General features: G+C 68.4%; 12 protein-coding genes. 8 read left to right on the forward strand and 4 right to left on the reverse strand.

The window, feature by feature from the left end:
• Window positions 1–6 precede the first annotated feature (6 nt).
• The 4 genes from LXT13_RS05635 to LXT13_RS05650 form a co-directional block, all read right to left on the reverse strand.
• Complete coding sequence (locus tag LXT13_RS05635; protein ID WP_233370677.1) at window positions 7–2853, reverse strand: TonB-dependent receptor; 2847 nt, start codon at window positions 2851–2853, stop codon at window positions 7–9.
• Between the two features lie 507 nt (window positions 2854–3360).
• Window positions 3361–4563: a DUF4861 family protein gene (locus tag LXT13_RS05640; protein ID WP_233370679.1), complete on the reverse strand. Its 1203-nt coding sequence runs from the start codon at window positions 4561–4563 to the stop codon at window positions 3361–3363.
• Complete coding sequence (locus LXT13_RS05645; protein ID WP_233370681.1) at window positions 4563–5822, reverse strand: DUF2264 domain-containing protein; 1260 nt, start codon at window positions 5820–5822, stop codon at window positions 4563–4565. The genes LXT13_RS05640 and LXT13_RS05645 overlap by 1 nt, the downstream gene beginning before the upstream one ends.
• A 13-nt stretch (window positions 5823–5835) precedes the next feature.
• Complete coding sequence (locus LXT13_RS05650) at window positions 5836–6984, reverse strand: glycoside hydrolase family 88/105 protein (protein WP_233370682.1); 1149 nt, start codon at window positions 6982–6984, stop codon at window positions 5836–5838.
• Window positions 6985–7196: 212 nt separating this feature from the next.
• Here LXT13_RS05650 and LXT13_RS05655 point away from each other — a divergent pair, with 212 nt between their 5' ends.
• The 8 genes from LXT13_RS05655 (at window position 7197) to LXT13_RS05690 (ending at window position 14330) form a co-directional block, all read left to right on the forward strand.
• Complete coding sequence (locus LXT13_RS05655) at window positions 7197–8216, forward strand: LacI family DNA-binding transcriptional regulator (RefSeq protein ID WP_233370684.1); 1020 nt, start codon at window positions 7197–7199, stop codon at window positions 8214–8216.
• A 2-nt stretch (window positions 8217–8218) separates the two neighbouring features.
• Complete coding sequence (locus LXT13_RS05660) at window positions 8219–9565, forward strand: MFS transporter (RefSeq protein ID WP_233370685.1); 1347 nt, start codon at window positions 8219–8221, stop codon at window positions 9563–9565.
• 60 nt (window positions 9566–9625) lie between these two features.
• Entirely contained in the window at window positions 9626–10558 is a 933-nt protein-coding gene (epsC, locus tag LXT13_RS05665; RefSeq protein ID WP_233370686.1) for a serine O-acetyltransferase EpsC, read from the forward strand.
• 109 nt (window positions 10559–10667) lie between these two features.
• Window positions 10668–11789 (forward strand): sigma-54 interaction domain-containing protein, encoded by a 1122-nt coding sequence (locus LXT13_RS05670; RefSeq protein WP_233370688.1) that lies wholly within the window; start codon window positions 10668–10670, stop codon window positions 11787–11789.
• Window positions 11790–11872: 83 nt separating this feature from the next.
• The gene (locus tag LXT13_RS05675) at window positions 11873–12682 is read left to right on the forward strand and encodes a MotA/TolQ/ExbB proton channel family protein (protein WP_233370689.1); all 810 of its coding nucleotides are present in this window, start codon (window positions 11873–11875) and stop codon (window positions 12680–12682) included.
• Between the two features lie 10 nt (window positions 12683–12692).
• On the forward strand, window positions 12693–13115 hold the full coding sequence (locus LXT13_RS05680) for an ExbD/TolR family protein (RefSeq protein ID WP_233370691.1): 423 nt from the start codon (window positions 12693–12695) through the stop codon (window positions 13113–13115).
• A gap of 2 nt (window positions 13116–13117) precedes the next feature.
• Window positions 13118–13570 (forward strand): ExbD/TolR family protein, encoded by a 453-nt coding sequence (locus LXT13_RS05685; protein ID WP_233370692.1) that lies wholly within the window; start codon window positions 13118–13120, stop codon window positions 13568–13570.
• A gap of 10 nt (window positions 13571–13580) precedes the next feature.
• Window positions 13581–14330, forward strand: coding sequence for an energy transducer TonB (locus LXT13_RS05690; RefSeq protein ID WP_233370694.1), 750 nt, complete (start codon window positions 13581–13583; stop codon window positions 14328–14330).
• Window positions 14331–14419 lie beyond the last annotated feature (89 nt).

Consider the following 14419-nt stretch of genomic DNA (forward strand, 5'->3'; position numbering starts at 1 on the left):
GCGGCATCAGAACTTGCCGCGCAGGCCGATCTTGAAGGTGCGGCCGTCGTACTTCGCGTAGTCCATGCGCGTCTTGTCGCCGAGGCCGTACTTGCCGGTGGCGTCCTCGAAGTAGTCGTAGGCCAGCGTGTTGGACAGGTTCAAGGCTTCGAGGCGCACTTCCAGCGCGTCGTTGATCTTGTAGCTGACGTTGGCGTCCAGGTAGCCGCGGCCGGCGCGCCAGCGGATCAGGTCGTCGCCATTGTTCTTCGGGTTGTCGCCGTGCAGCGAGCGGCCTTTGTAGTTGTACGAGGTGCGGAATGCGAACGGGCCGTTCTCGTAGTAGAGCGTCGCACTGTAGGCGTACTTGGGCACCGAGTTCACGTCGATGACCTGGCCGGCGTTGGTCGTCCACACCTGGCTGTTGAACGGGTTGATATGCGTGTAGCTGGCCAGAGCGCCCAGGCCCTTGAACGGGTCCGGCAGGAAGGTGAAAGCCTGTTGGTAGGCCAGCTCGAAGCCCTTCAGCGTCTGCTTGCCGGCGTTCGTGTAGGTCTTCAGCGTCATCGGCAGGTTGGGGTCCACCTTGCCGTTGGCGTCCTGGAAGATCGCGCCGAGGGCTGTGTCGGGCAGGCCCAGCGCGCCGAAGGTGGTCTGCACGCTGTTGCTGGTCGTCGCGTCGGTAAGTTCCTTCCTGAACAACGCGGCCGACAGCATGCTGCCCTTGGCGAAGTACCACTCCAGGCTGGTGTCGAGGTTCTTGGACTTCTGCGGACGCAGGCCCGGATTGCCGGCGGTGGCGGTGTTGTCGAATGGGTTCGGGATGACCGTCTGCGCTGCGATGATGGACAGCGACTGCCGGCTCAGCGTCTTGCCCCATGAGGCGCGCCAGGTCAGCGTGTCGGTCAGGTCCAGCGCCGAGCTGAGCGCGGGCAGCACGTTGCTGTACGAACCCTTCTCCTGGTTGGGCGCGTAGGTCAGCGTGGTGCCCTGCTGCTTGTAGTTGTCGATGCGGGTCTCGGTACGCGCAAAGCGCAGGCCGGCGTTCAGGCGCAGCTCCCGGCCCAGCACCTCGCCGCGGAAGTCGGACTGCACGAAAGCCGTCGATACGTTCTCCTGTGCCTTGAAGCTCTGCGCTGGTGTGAACGTCGACGCCGAGTTGAAGGTCAGCGGGTCGAAGGTCGAATAGGTGTAGTCGCGTGTGAACGTGCCCCACGCGTGGGGCCAGCCGGCGCCCATGTCGAGGTTGCCGATCGGTAGCGTCGTCGCCATGCCGGAACGCAGTCCCGCGGTGCCGAGCGTGTTGAGCCTGGCGGTGGCGGCAGACGTGCCGTTGCGCTTGTTGATCTCCTTGGACGTCTCGGCGTAGGCGAGGCCCGCCTTCAGGTGGCCGGTCCAGTCGCCACCGAGCGCGTAGTCCCAGTCGGCCACGACGCGGCCCTGGTTGCTCTTGTCGGTCTCGCGCGTCCAGCCGGTGCCGATGCCGAAGCCCTGGAAGTTGTTCGGGTCGGTGTAGCTGACCGGCGACGACAACGATGGGTAGACGTGGTCGCCGCCGTAGTCGATGGTGGAGTCGACACCGAAGATCTGGCCCGACAGCGTGTCCTGGTAGCTCAGCGCCTTGCTGTTGTTGGTACTCAGCTGGCCGCTGAGTACGAGCTTGTCGCTGACCGACCAGCGTCCGTTGGCGGCGACGTAGCCGAACTTCGTCTCGTCGTCGCTGTACGTCACGCCGCTGCTGTAGGACGTGTTGCCGAAGGTGCCGGTCAGCAGGTTGGACGCCGGGTCGATCTTGACGTCCAGCGGGATGAAGCCGTTATTGCCGCTCTGCCCGGCGGGCTTGGTGCGGTCGGTCGTGCGGCTGTTTCGAATCAGCAGGCCGAAATAGATCTCGTCGCGCGAGTTCTTCAGCCGCGAGTACAACGTGTCGAGGCTGAAGTTCAGCGTCGGCGTCTTGTATTGGATCGAGCCGACAAGGCCGTCGCGCGTGCGGTCGTTGGCCGACCCGTAGAAGCGGTAGATGCGCGGCAGCAGCGCGTTGTCCACCTGATCGCGGGTGTAGCTGCCGAGGTTGGCGCGCGGGCTGTCGTAGTCGAGCGCGAAGGCGAAGTTGCCCTTCACGGGGCTCTGGCTGGCGCGCGCGGAACTGTTGTAGCCGCCGGTGGCCTCGAAGCCGGACCGGTTGTTGACGCTTTCCGCGTGCGACAGGCCCAGCAACGCACCCCAGTCGCCCCAGGTGTTGGACGCCATGACGAAGCCCGTCGGGTCGGTCTTGCGGGACGTCGTGTTGTACGACGCGGTGACGCCGTAGCGCACCGTGCGCTTGGGGTTGTCGAAGGGGCGCGGCGTCAGCAAGTCCACCACGCCGCCCATGCCGCCTTCGTTCAGTTCGGCCAGCGGCGACTTGTAGAAGTCCACGCGACCGAAGAGTTCGGACGCGAAGACGTCGTAATTGAAGCCGCGCGCTGCGGAGCCGATGTTGCCGGTGGACGTGGCGTTGACGAGCGCCCCGTTCAGCGTGGTGACGGTGTATTCGGGCGGCAGGCCGCGGATGGAGATGCGCTGGCCTTCACCGGAGCTTTCGTCGCGGTTCAGGATGACGCCGGGCACGCGCTGCAGCGACTCGGCCACGTTGGACTCGGGGAACTTGCCGATGTCCTCGGCCACGATGGAGTCGCGCACGCCGATGGCCTGCTGCTTCAGCACCATGGATTTCTCCAGGCTGGCGCGGAAGCCGGTGACGATCACCGATTCGAGCTTCTCGCTGCCGGGCTTGGCGGCATCTTCTGGCGCCTGGGCGGCCTGCGCTGCCGCCTGACCATAGGCGGCAGCCAGTGCGACAGACAGTGCCGAGAGGATCAGTTGCTGTTTCATTGTCTCTACTCCAGTGGCCTGGTGGGCCGATTGCCGAGCGTCGACGTGCGCGCCGGCATGTAGTTGTCATCATTTCTTCCGGATGCATGCCCCGTGCGAGGCAAACAATATCCAGGGAAACGTTTCTGATTATGTTAACGTGACCATACGGCGACAGAAGAGGCCGTGCGGGATAGGTTCTGGCCGGTGGCGCAAGCCGACCGACGCTTCACTGGAAAGCGCGATGCTCTATTGGCGTATCGCGACCGCCACGTCGGCCCATCGGTTCGGTGGAGCGCGGTCACGGCGGTGATGCTGACGGCTCATGGTAACGTTGTCCTAATGGGCTGGATTGCGGGTTTACCCAGATGGCGCAACAGTCGTCCCCTAGGCTCAAGGGTCGGTATGTGCAGCGCCCTGCAGGCTAACGCTGGCCGTTGTGGAGTGGGTATCCATAAAAAGCGGCGAGATATGAAATTTCGTGATTCAACTCGCGCATTTATCCACGCTGCGAAAACTGCGCCATTGCTATTCCGCGCCCACCCGGATGCTGACGGGTGAGGCCAGCCGCTGCCGGTAGGCGGCCACGTGGGCCTGCCAGGCCTTCGCGTCCGGGAACTCGGCGAACCAGCTGACGCCCGCCCCGAGGTAGTAGCGCAACGGTTGGCCGCTGCGCGCCTTCGCCAGGATCAGTTCGTTGTCCACATCCTCGGCGTAGCCGTCGGCGCCCGGCAGGATGATGGCGGTGCCGAAGTCGCCCGCGCTGCGCTGATGCACCCACTGCATCAACGTGTCTGGCGCGCGGTAGGGTGTGACTGTCGGGTCCTGCGCCGGGTAGGCCGGCTTCTTGTTGAGGCCCAGCGCCACGGTCAGCGTCTGCGGCGTGGCGGTCGTGAAGGTGCTCTCCACGCGGTCGAACCAGTGCCCCGCGTCAACGGTGAAGCGCTTGACCTCGCTAACCTGCACGCCATCGGCGTCCCATGGCGCGTAGGTCAGCTCGAACACTGCGCGGATCGGGCCGTTCGTGATGACGCGCCAGCTCTCGTAGTTGCGGCTGACGGCCAGGCGGTTGCCGGTCCAGATTCCCGTGCCGCCTGCGCCACGCGTGCGGCCCACGGCGTACATGTCCAGGCCTTCCCCTTCGTCCTTGTGATAGTGGTCGTGCCCCTTGTTGTACCAACGGTCCACGACGAGGTAGGACGGGCGCTTGAACCAGATGTCCATGCCGCTGGTCTCCAGCACTTCCTTGCCGCTGCCGGGCGGCGCCGGCGCGGCGAGCGCGGCGCCGTAGGTGCGGTGGGCGATCCGGTCGTTCTCCCATGCGAAGTCGTCCAGCCGCTCGGGCACATAGCGCGCGAAGGCCTGCGTAGGGAAAGGCGGCGAGACCGAGGTCGTCTTCTCCACAGTGAAGCGCGCCTGCCGCTCGCCGGCGGCGAAGTCGTGCTGGAAGATCAGCTCGCCGTAGGCGATGCCTTCGCCCTTCGGGTCCTTCGCTTGCGGTGCGACGTTGGTGACCTGGTAGGGCAGCAGGTGGCCGGCCGCGTCGCGCACGGCGATCTTCTGCAGCAACGCGCCGGGCAACACCCGGTTCACCTCGGCCCAGGGCACGGTGATGGTTTCGGCTGGCCGCGCCGCGTCCAGCTCGTGCGTGACGGTGACGACCAGGCGCTCGGCGGCGCCGGCCTGCAACGCCGCCAGCGCCAGGACCAGGGCAGAAAGGATGTGCTTCATCAGTACGCCACCGGGTAGTCCTTCGGGAAGGGTGCGCCGCCGAAGGCTTTCTTCTGCGTCCAGTCCTGCGCCGGCGCGGTCCAGTAGCTGTCGCTGGCGGGCAGGCCCAGCGCCAGCAGCCCGGCGGCGGCGATGTACATGCTGCCGTTGTTGGAGTACCAGTCGCCCAGCGCGGGCTGAGGCCCGCGGAAGCCGATGGTCAGGAAGCCGCCCTTCGTGAAGTTGCTCGGGCCGTCCCAGATGGCGGTGTGCACCGCGTGCAGCGCGGCACGCACCTGGCCCTCAGGCAGCGAGGCCGGCAGCTGCTTGCGCCAGGCCAGCAGCGCCAACGGCTGGAAGACGGCCGTGCGGTAGGTCAGCGAGCGGCCCACGGGCGGGTAGCTGCCCTCGGGGCCGATCAGGCGCTCCAGGTGCTCGGCGTAGCGCTGCGCGCGCCTGCGGGCCTGGGCGAGCAGTTCCTCCGGCTTGGCGTTCCAGAAAGGCGCCTTGCGCGCGGCCAGCACCTCCAGGATCTCCAGCAGCATCGGGTGCATGACGTAGGAGCCGTAGTAGTCGAAGTGGAAGTCCTGCCCGTCCCTGATCCAGCCGTCACCGACGTACCACTCGTTGATCTTGCGGATGGCGCCATTCATGCGCATCGGGTCGTGCTCCTCGCCGATGGACAGCAGCCAGGCCTCGTTCATCGCGGCGAACAGCAGCCAGTTGATGTAAGGCACCTCGATGCGCCGCAGCCCCTTGATCTCGGCCACGATGCGCGCCTTCGTCGTCGCGTCCAGTGGCTCCCACAGCGCGGCGGGTGCGCGCATCAGCGCGTTCGTGAAGTAGGCCGAGTCCACCAGCGCCTGGCCGTGGCCCTTCCAGGTCAGGTAGTCGGGGCTGCGAGGGTCCACCGCGTGGACATAGCTCTGCAGCGCCTCCTGCCGCAGCCGCTGCCGCAGCCGGCCTTCGTTCGTGTCATCGTCCGGCAACGCAAGCCACGGGGCGATGCCCGAGATCAGCCGGCCGAAGCACTCCAGGTAGGCCACGCCCCTATCGCGGCCGTCCCAGGTCGGACTCAGCTCCAGTGCGAACTTCTGCTTCAGCTCGCCGCGCGACATCAGCCCGAGCACCGGCTCGGCCATTTGCTTCAGCAGCCTCAGCTGGTGGGCGCGCTCCTGGCCGGGCCGGCCCGGCGCGGCCGTGGCTGCGGCGGTACTCCCCGCCAGCGTGGACAGCGTGGGCGCGAGCGCGGCGGCGCTCATGAAATGGCGGCGTTCCATAGATGCCTCGCGGTTACTTGTCGAGCAGGCGAGCCATTTCGGCACCGGCCAGCAGGAAGGCGCCGACGCCGAAATGGGATGTGGAGTTCTGGTCCACCACCTGACCGGGGATGGCCCGGTCGCCGATGGGTTGCACATAGCCCAGCTTGCCGTCCGGCTGCAGCGCGATGGTCGTCAGGTAATGCCAGCCCCGCTGGGCGGCCGGCAGGTAGCGCTCGCGCGGCAGCAGGCCCTGGTTCACGCCCCACAGCAGGCCGTAGGTGAAGAAGGCTGTGCCGCTGGTCTCGGGGCCTGGCGCATGGGCGGCGTCGATCAGGCTGCGCGTCCAGTAGCCATCGGCCTGCTGCAGCGGCAGCAGCGCCGCGGCCATGGCCTGGAAGCGGGCCAAGTAGACGCCGCGGTGCGGGTCGTCCGGCGGTAGGTCGGACAGCACTCGGGCCAGTGCGGCGAACGCCCAGCCGTCGCCGCGCGCCCAGAAATCCTTCTTGCCGTTGACGCTCTTGTGCTGCGGGTAGACGTAGCGGGCGTCCCGGTAATAGAGGTTTTCCACCGGGTCGTACATGATGGCGTCGGCGTAAGAGAAATACTCGTGGAGCTTGTCCAGATACTGCCGGTCACCGGTGATTTTGTAGAGCCGGGTCATGACCGGCATTGCCATATATAAACCGTCCACCCACCACCAGTAATCCTTCTGGGGTGTGCTCATCTGATATTCCATCACCTCGCGGGCCCGCGCGATCTTGCGCGGGTCCGGGTCGAGTTGATAGAGGTCGGCGTAGACCTGGAAGCACACCTGCCAGTCGCCGAACAGCACGTGGTCGTCGGTCTCGCCGTAAACGTACTTCCAGCTGGTCCTGTCGGCTGACCGCGCGCCCATCCAGTGGTTGTGCTCGGCCCAGGCCTCGGAATAGCGGCGGTAGCGTTCCAAGCCCGTCACGCGATAGGCCTCGATGTTGCCCGTGTGATAGGCGGCCACGTTCCAGAACGCGGTTTCCTCGGGCGGTGTGCGGCGCTGCCAGTAGTCGTTCACCCGCTCGATCGTCGCCAGCACATCGGCACGTTGCGGCGCGGGCTCCGGCCGGCGTGGCGCTTCCGCGCACCCCGCCAGGGCCAGCCCCAGCGCACACAGCAGGGAAGTCACGTGCTTCTTCAGAGTCGTCATCGTCGGGCTGCGCGGGCTGCGCTGAAGGACGGCGGGTGCCACTTTGCAGAGCGCGGCCGCCTTGAATATGGTCACGTTATCATATCGATGCGAAAGGAAAAGTGCATTTCAATCGGCTCCGCACAAACCCTATTTGACGCCGGCGGGTGCGGCGGATTGGTTGGCAATTGTGGTATCGTTGCCACAATCCAGCCGACCGCCTCACGAAACCCATGCGCAAACCCAGCCGGCTCAGCGAAGTCGCCAAGTTGGCGGGCGTCGCGCCCATCACCGCGTCGCGCGCCATCCGCGGCGAGGGCTATGTGTCGGAAGAGGCCAGGGCCCGCATCATGGAGGCCGCCGCCAAGCTGAACTACGCGCCCGACATGGTGGCCCGCCGCATGCGCGGCGAGAAGAGCCGGCTCATCGGCATCTTCGTCAACAACTTCGGGTCCCTCGTGCTGCACGAGATCACGAAGGAGATCAGCCACGAGGCGCGTGCGCGCGGCTACGACATCCTGCTGTTCAGCGCCGAGCGCTTCGATGGCGTCGACCGCGCCGGCACGCGCGACATGCTCGCCAACCTGTGCGCCGGCCTCATCCTGCCCATGCCCAACGTGGAGGACGGCTACCTCGCCGAGCTGGAGCGCCGCCAACTGCCCTGTGTCTTCGTCAACTTCGACGCCCGGCCGATGGCCTTGCCCGTCGTCGTCGTGGAGAACCGCAACGGCGCGCGGCTGGCCGTGGAGCATCTGCTGTCGCTGGGGCACCGGCGCATCGCCTTCATCGCCGGCTCGCCCTACACCGGCCAGAGCGGCGAGCGGCAGGCGGCCTATGTCGACGCGCTGAACGCGGCCGGCATCGCCGTCGACCCGGCGCTCATCGTGCCAGGCCGCTTCGTGCAGACCGGCGGCCATGCCGCGACGCAGCAGCTGCTGGACCTGCTCGACCCGCCCACCGCCATCTTTGCCGCCAACGACGAGATGGCCTTTGGCGCCATCGACGCCATCCACAGCCGCGGCCTGCGCGTGCCCGCCGACATCTCCGTCATCGGCTTCGACGACATCGCGACCTCCAGCCACATCCACCCGCCGCTGACCACGCTGCGCCAGCCGCTGGCCAAGCTCAGCGCCAGCGCGGTAGGCGAGCTCGTCGCCCTCATCGAGGGACGCGGCGTCGAACCGCGGCGCATCGCGCTGCCGCTCGAACTCATCGTCCGCGAATCGACCGGCCCCGCGCCAGCGCGCCGCTGAGCATGGATCACACGCGGGCTGCTAGCGCCTCCTGGCGCGTGCCGCTCGGCCTGACCGGCATGGGCGTGCTGCTGCTGTGCCTGCTGGTGGGCGACCTGGGCGTGTCCATGCGCGAACGCGCGGCGCTGCCCAGCGCGCTGGAGCTGCTGCGCCGGCACGCGGCGTCCGACACCACGATCTCGCTGCTGCTGTCCACCGTGCCCGCGGCCTTCAGCATGCTGCTCGTGCCGCTGCTCGGCTACCACTCCGACCGTTGCCGCAGCCGGTTGGGCCGCCGCAAGCCGTTCCTGCTGGTGGCCGCGCCGGTCGGCGGTCTGGCCATGCTGGGGCTGGCCGCGTCGCCGGACGCCGCCCGCGCGCTTCACGCCGCGCTCGGTCCAGCGTCGCCCGGCGTGCATCACGGCACGCTGTGGCTGTTTTGCCTGTGCTGGGTTGCGTTCGAGTGCGCGGCCGTCAGCGCCCTGTCGCTCTTCAACGGGCTGGTCAACGATCTCGTGCCGTCGCAGTGGCTGGGGCGCGTCTTCGCCGCGTTCCGCATTGTCGGGCTGCTCGCGGGCATCACCTACCAGCACTGGATCTTCTCGCTGACCGACCACCACCTGCGCGAGGTGCTCATCGGCGTTGGTCTGTGCTTCTGCCTGCCCCTCCTCGCGATGGCGCTCACGGTGCGCGAATCGCCGTTGCCCGCAGCGGCGCCCCTCGAGCCGGCGCCGCGCGGCCTGCGGCTGCCCTTCGAGCATGTGCTGGGCTGCTTCCGCTACCGGCCTTACGGCTGGGCCGTCGCCGCCTTTGTGCTCGCCAGCGTCACCTTCAGTCCCTTCAACACCTTCTACCTGCACTATGCGCACGCCAGCGGGTTGGACAAGGCCACGCTCGGCACGCTGACGGCCGCCGGCTATGCCGTCTCCATCGGCTCGGCCTTTGCCATCGGCTGGTTAGCCGACCGCTTCGGCGCGCTGCGCGTGTCCACGGTGCTGATGGCTGCCTACTGCGTCGTCGCCGCGGCCGGCTTTGCCGGCGTGCACGACGCCGCCAGCTTCCAGGTCTTCTACTTCGCACATGTGGTCATCTCGGGCGCCTGGTTCACCGCGGCCTCATCGATGCCGATGGCGTTGTTCCCGCGCGCCAGCTTCGTCCAGTTCAACTCGACGAAGGACCTCATGGTCGTCTTCGGCGCCATCTTCCTAAGCAGCCTTCAAGGCCCGGTGCTGGACCTGTCGGGGCATGACTACCGCTTCACGCTGCTCGCCGGCGCGGTGTTTTCGGCGCTGTGCGTGGGCTGCCTGATGAAGCTGCAGTCCGGTCCGCTGGCCGCGGATATCGCCACTCGCCAGCGGTGCACAGGCTGAAGTTGCGAACTCGTGCATATTGCGGTCATCGCGCCGCCTGGCCCCTAAGCACCCGCCGCCATGTCCCAGCCTCCCGCTCCTGCCCCCACGCCCGCACCCGCACCGGGCGATGAACTGCCCAACGTCGTCGATGCGCTACGCGCCGTGCGCGCGCGCTGGCGCGAGACGCACCGCCGCGGCGGCGACGGCCGCGACCTGCCGTCGCGCGAGCTGCTCGCCGCGATGGTGCAGAGCCTGTCCGGCGCGCTATTCCCCATGCGGCTGGGCCCGCCGACACTGAGGCCCGAGGACGAGGATTTCTACGTCGGCCACACGCTCGGCGCGGCGATGGTCACGCTGCGCGAGCAGATCGCGCACGAGCTGCGCCACGACGCGCGTCAGCGCGGCGATGCCGAACCCGCGCCCGGCGTCGCCGAAGCGCTGGCCAGCCGCTTCCTGCACATGCTGCCGCGCGTGCGCGAGCTGCTCGACAGCGACGTGCTGGCCGCCTACCAGGGCGACCCGGCCGCGCGCAGCGTCGACGAGGTGCTGCTGTGCTACCCCGGCGTGCGCGCGCTGATCAGCCACCGCCTCGCCCACGAGCTCTACCGTCTGGGCCTGCCGCTCATCGCCCGCGTCGTGGCCGAGCTGGCGCATGCCGACACCGGCATCGACATCCACCCCGGCGCCACCATCGGCGCGGGCTGCTTCATCGACCACGGCACCGGCGTTGTCATTGGCGAGACGGCCGTGCTGGGCGAGTGCGTGCGCATCTACCAGAACGTCACGCTGGGCGCCAAGAGTTTCCCCACCGACGGCGACGGCCATCCGCTGAAGGGCCAGCCGCGCCACCCGGTCGTGGAGGACGAGGTCGTCATCTACGCCGGCGCCACCGTGCTGGGGCGCATCACGCTGGGCCGCGGCTCGGTCATCGGCGGCAACGTGTGGCTCACGCGTAGCGTGCCGCCGGGCAGCGTCGTCACGCAGGCGGACATGCAGTCGCATACCGGCTGAGCACCTGCGGCGGAGCGGGCACTCCGGCGTGTTGCGTGGCAGCACGCGAATAAGCATCTGCGCAAAGCGGCGTTCACGCTGCGGGCGGCGCTGCCTAGAGTCCCGGGCAATGACCCGCCTGCTCACCTTCCCCGATTCCCAGCATCAGGTCTTGTCGATCCGGGCCAAGGCGCTGGTGTTCGACGACCCGGCCTCGCGTGCTTTGTTGGCGCAGGCGGAGCGCGTGGCAGCGAGCGATGCCACCGTGCTCATCATCGGCGAGACGGGCACCGGCAAGGAGCTGATCGCCCGCCACATCCACCATTGCAGCGGCCGGCGCGGTCCCTTCCTGGCTGTCAACTGCGGCGCGTTCACCGAGCAGCTCGTGGAGGCGGAGCTCTTCGGGCACGAGGCCGGCGCCTACACCGGCGCGACGAGCGCCCGCGCCGGCTGGTTTGAGGCCGCGGCCGAGGGCACGCTGTTCCTCGACGAGATCGGCGACCTGCCGCTGTCCGTGCAGGTCAAGCTGCTGCGCGTGCTGCAGGAACGCCAGGTGGTGCGCATCGGCTCGCGCAAGCCCATCGACGTGCGCGTGCGGCTGGTGGCCGCCACCAACGTGCGGCTGGAGCAGGCCGTCGCGGCGGGCCACTTCCGTGCAGACCTGTACTACCGACTGAGCGTGGCGACGCTGCAGCTCAGCAACCTAGCCCAGCGGCCCGGCGACATCCTCGCGCTTGCCGAGCATTTCATCGGCGTCTACAGCCGGCGCCTGGGCCTGAGCGACGTGCGCATCAGCCCCGAGGCACGCGATGCGCTGCTGGCGTACGCCTGGCCCGGCAACATCCGCGAGCTGGAGAACGTCATCCACTACGCGCTGATCATCTGCCGCGACGCCTGCATCACGCGCGAGGACCTGCAGCTGCACGCCATCGCCCGCCCGTCGTCCGCCCAGCCCGTGCCTGTGGCGGCGCACGCGGACGGCGGCGACGAGGAGATGCTGGAGCGCGTCTTCGAGCGGCTGTTCGACGAGGCGCCGCAGGCGCTGCATGCCCGCGTCGAGTCTGCGTTGATCCGCGCCGCCTACCGGCACTGCCACCACAACCAGGTGCACACCGCGGCGCTGCTGGGCATCACCCGCAACGTGCTGCGCACTCACCTGAAGCGCCTGGGACTGCTGCCACCGGCGCGCACCTTGCCGGCCCCGCTGATCGACGAGCAACCGGTGCCGCCACGGCTGCATGCGGCTGCATGAGCTAACGCGAAAAGTTTCGTTCCCGGCCGCGCGACCGCTGCGGACACTGCGTTGACCGACGCTCTCCCTCCATTCCTCACGCCATGAAACTCACCGCCTCCACCTTCATGCGCCGCGCCCTCGCGCCGGCAGCCCTGCTGCTGGTCACGGCGGCCGCGCAGGCCCAGCCCACCGACAATCCCTACGGTCTCGCGTCGCTGTGGACGCAGAGCGATGCCATCACCAAGGGCGTGCTGTTCACGCTGGTGGCGATGAGTGCGGGCAGCTGGTACGTCATCATCACCAAGCTGCTGCAGCAGGCGCGGCTTGGCGCCCAGTCGCGTGCCGCGCAGAAGGATTTCTGGAGCGCCGGCACCGTCAAGGCTGGCGCCGATAAGCTCGCCAAGAACAGCCCCTACCGCTACATCGCCGAGGCGAGCCTAGAGGCTACCGAGCGCCATCAGGGCCTGCGCGCCAAGGTGGACTTCGCCGACTGGGTGGACCTGTCGCTGCACCGCGCCACCGAGCGCGTGCAGCGCCAGCTCTCCACCGGGCTGAGCCTGCTGGCCACCGTCGGCTCCACGTCGCCTTTCGTGGGGCTGCTGGGCACGGTGTGGGGCATCTATCACGCGCTCACCAACATCGGCATCGCCGGCCAGGCCTCCATCGACAAGGTGGCCGGGCCGGTGGGCGAGGCGCTGATCATGACCGCCATCGGCCTGGCCGTCGCCGTGCCGGCCGTGCTGGGCTACAACGCGCTGCTGCGCCGCAATGCCATCGTGTTGGACGACGTACGCGACTTCTCCGGCGAGCTGCACTCGGTGCTGCTGGGCTCAGGCCATGGTGATGCGGCCGTGGCGGACAAAGCCGCCCCGCAACCGGCCGCCCCCGGCCTGACGCCCGCACTGGCCTGAGGCTGCCGCCATGGCCATCCAGATCGCCCAAGGGCCGGACGAGGCCGTCTCGGCCATCAACACGACGCCCCTTGTCGACGTCATGTTGGTGCTGCTGATCATCTTCCTGATCACGATCCCGGTCGTGAACTTCTCGGTACCCGTGGAACTGCCCAAGCAGCGCAACGAGGTGCGGGAGAGCGAGCCGAAGGACGTGGTGATCACCGTCTCGCGCGAAGGCAAGCTGTACTGGTTCGACGCACCAATCGCAAACAAGGACGCGCTGTTCGAGCGGCTCAAGGGCATCGCGCTGCAGCAACCCCAGCCCGAGGTGCACGTGCGCGGTGATGCGGGCAGCGACTACGCGCCGGTGGGTCGTGTGCTGCTGGCCGCCCAGCGCGCGGGGATCGCCAAGGTGGGTTTCATTACCGAACCGCCAGCGAGGTCGCTGTGAGCATGTCGCCGCTGAAAAAGGCCGCCCGCGCGCGTCGCCAGATCACTTCGGCGCTGCCCGTGCCCGACATCAACACCACCCCGCTGATCGACGTGATGCTGGTGCTGCTGGTGATGCTCATCATCACCATCCCGGTCCAGCTGCACAGCGTCAAGCTCAACCTGCCGATCGCGCCGCCCAGCGCACCGCCGCCGGTGCCGCCCGAGGTCGTACGCATCGACATTGCGCCTGGCGACGTGGTGCTGTGGAACGGCGAGGCCGTGCCTGACGACGCCGCGCTTCGCCAGCGCATGACCGCCGCCGGGCAGCAGGCCGTTCAGCCGGAAGTGCATGTGCGGCCGCAGCCTGGCGCCAAGTACGACCGCTTCGCCGCCGTCATGACGGCCGCGCACCAGGCCGGCCTCGGCAAGCTCGGCGTCACGGGCAGCGAGCAGTTCCTGGACGACTCGAAGTAGGAGAGATTCCATGAGTGCAGTTCTCTTGCCCGGCGGCGTTACGCTGGACGACGCCCGCCCCGCGCCACGCCGGCTGGAAGCACCGCCGGCGCTGGCCACGGCCGGCCCACTGCGCTCGCAGCTGCAGCCGCCCGCCAACACCAACCGCGGCACCGGCATCGCCGTCGTCGTGGGCCTGCACCTCGTGCTGGGTTGGGGCCTGAGCACGGGCCTGGCGGGCAAGGCCGTCGAGGCGCTGAAGAAGCCCATCGAGATGGCGCTGCTGCCGGAAGTCCTGCCGCCGCCGCCCCCGCCGCCGCCTCCGCCCAAGGTCGTCAAGATCGAGCCGGTACAGAAGGTGGCTCCGCCGCCGGCCTACGTGCCGCCGCCCGAGGTCGTGCCTGTCGTCGCGCCGCCTCCGCCCATACAGGTCGTGCAGGCCACGCCGCCGAAGGAGCCGCCGGTGGTCGTGGCGGCAGCGCCCGCCCCGGTGCCGGCTCCGCCACCACCGCCGGCCATCGTCAGGCGAGAGATCAGCCTGGCTTGCCCCGGCTACGAGGCCGTGCTGGCCTCGGCGCTGGAGGAAGCCATCGAGCGCGTGGGCATCAAGGGCACCGTGCAGACGCTGATCAAGATCCGCGGCAACCAGGTCGTAGAGGTCACGCCGACGTCCGGCCCGAAGGAGTATCACAAGTACGTGCAGGCGGCCGTCAAACGCATGAAGTGCACGGCCGGCGGCGCCGACGAAGTGCAGGTCTCGTTGCCGGTGATCTTCTCTTGAGCGCAGGCCGGTCACTCGTCCGGTCCTGACCCGCTGAACGCGGTGCGACCCCACAGGTGGGCCCGCCGGGTCTCGACCCTGCGCACCGC

The organism is Pelomonas cellulosilytica, assembly GCF_021353265.1.
Taxonomy (GTDB): Bacteria; Pseudomonadota; Gammaproteobacteria; order Burkholderiales; family Burkholderiaceae_C; genus Pelomonas; species Pelomonas cellulosilytica.

What these genes read in the sequence shown, in the direction of transcription:
- LXT13_RS05635 (WP_233370677.1), bottom strand. Translation starts at nt 2,853, where the DNA reads ATGAAACAGCAACTGATCCTCTCGGCACTGTCTGTCGCACTGGCTGCC.
- LXT13_RS05640 (WP_233370679.1), bottom strand. Translation starts at nt 4,563, where the DNA reads ATGAAGCACATCCTTTCTGCCCTGGTCCTGGCGCTGGCGGCGTTGCAG.
- LXT13_RS05645 (WP_233370681.1), bottom strand. Translation starts at nt 5,822, where the DNA reads ATGGAACGCCGCCATTTCATGAGCGCCGCCGCGCTCGCGCCCACGCTG.
- LXT13_RS05650 (WP_233370682.1), bottom strand. Translation starts at nt 6,984, where the DNA reads ATGACGACTCTGAAGAAGCACGTGACTTCCCTGCTGTGTGCGCTGGGG.
- LXT13_RS05655 (WP_233370684.1), top strand. Translation starts at nt 7,197, where the DNA reads ATGCGCAAACCCAGCCGGCTCAGCGAAGTCGCCAAGTTGGCGGGCGTC.
- LXT13_RS05660 (WP_233370685.1), top strand. Translation starts at nt 8,219, where the DNA reads ATGGATCACACGCGGGCTGCTAGCGCCTCCTGGCGCGTGCCGCTCGGC.
- epsC (WP_233370686.1), top strand. Translation starts at nt 9,626, where the DNA reads ATGTCCCAGCCTCCCGCTCCTGCCCCCACGCCCGCACCCGCACCGGGC.
- LXT13_RS05670 (WP_233370688.1), top strand. Translation starts at nt 10,668, where the DNA reads ATGACCCGCCTGCTCACCTTCCCCGATTCCCAGCATCAGGTCTTGTCG.
- LXT13_RS05675 (WP_233370689.1), top strand. Translation starts at nt 11,873, where the DNA reads ATGAAACTCACCGCCTCCACCTTCATGCGCCGCGCCCTCGCGCCGGCA.
- LXT13_RS05680 (WP_233370691.1), top strand. Translation starts at nt 12,693, where the DNA reads ATGGCCATCCAGATCGCCCAAGGGCCGGACGAGGCCGTCTCGGCCATC.
- LXT13_RS05685 (WP_233370692.1), top strand. Translation starts at nt 13,118, where the DNA reads ATGTCGCCGCTGAAAAAGGCCGCCCGCGCGCGTCGCCAGATCACTTCG.
- LXT13_RS05690 (WP_233370694.1), top strand. Translation starts at nt 13,581, where the DNA reads ATGAGTGCAGTTCTCTTGCCCGGCGGCGTTACGCTGGACGACGCCCGC.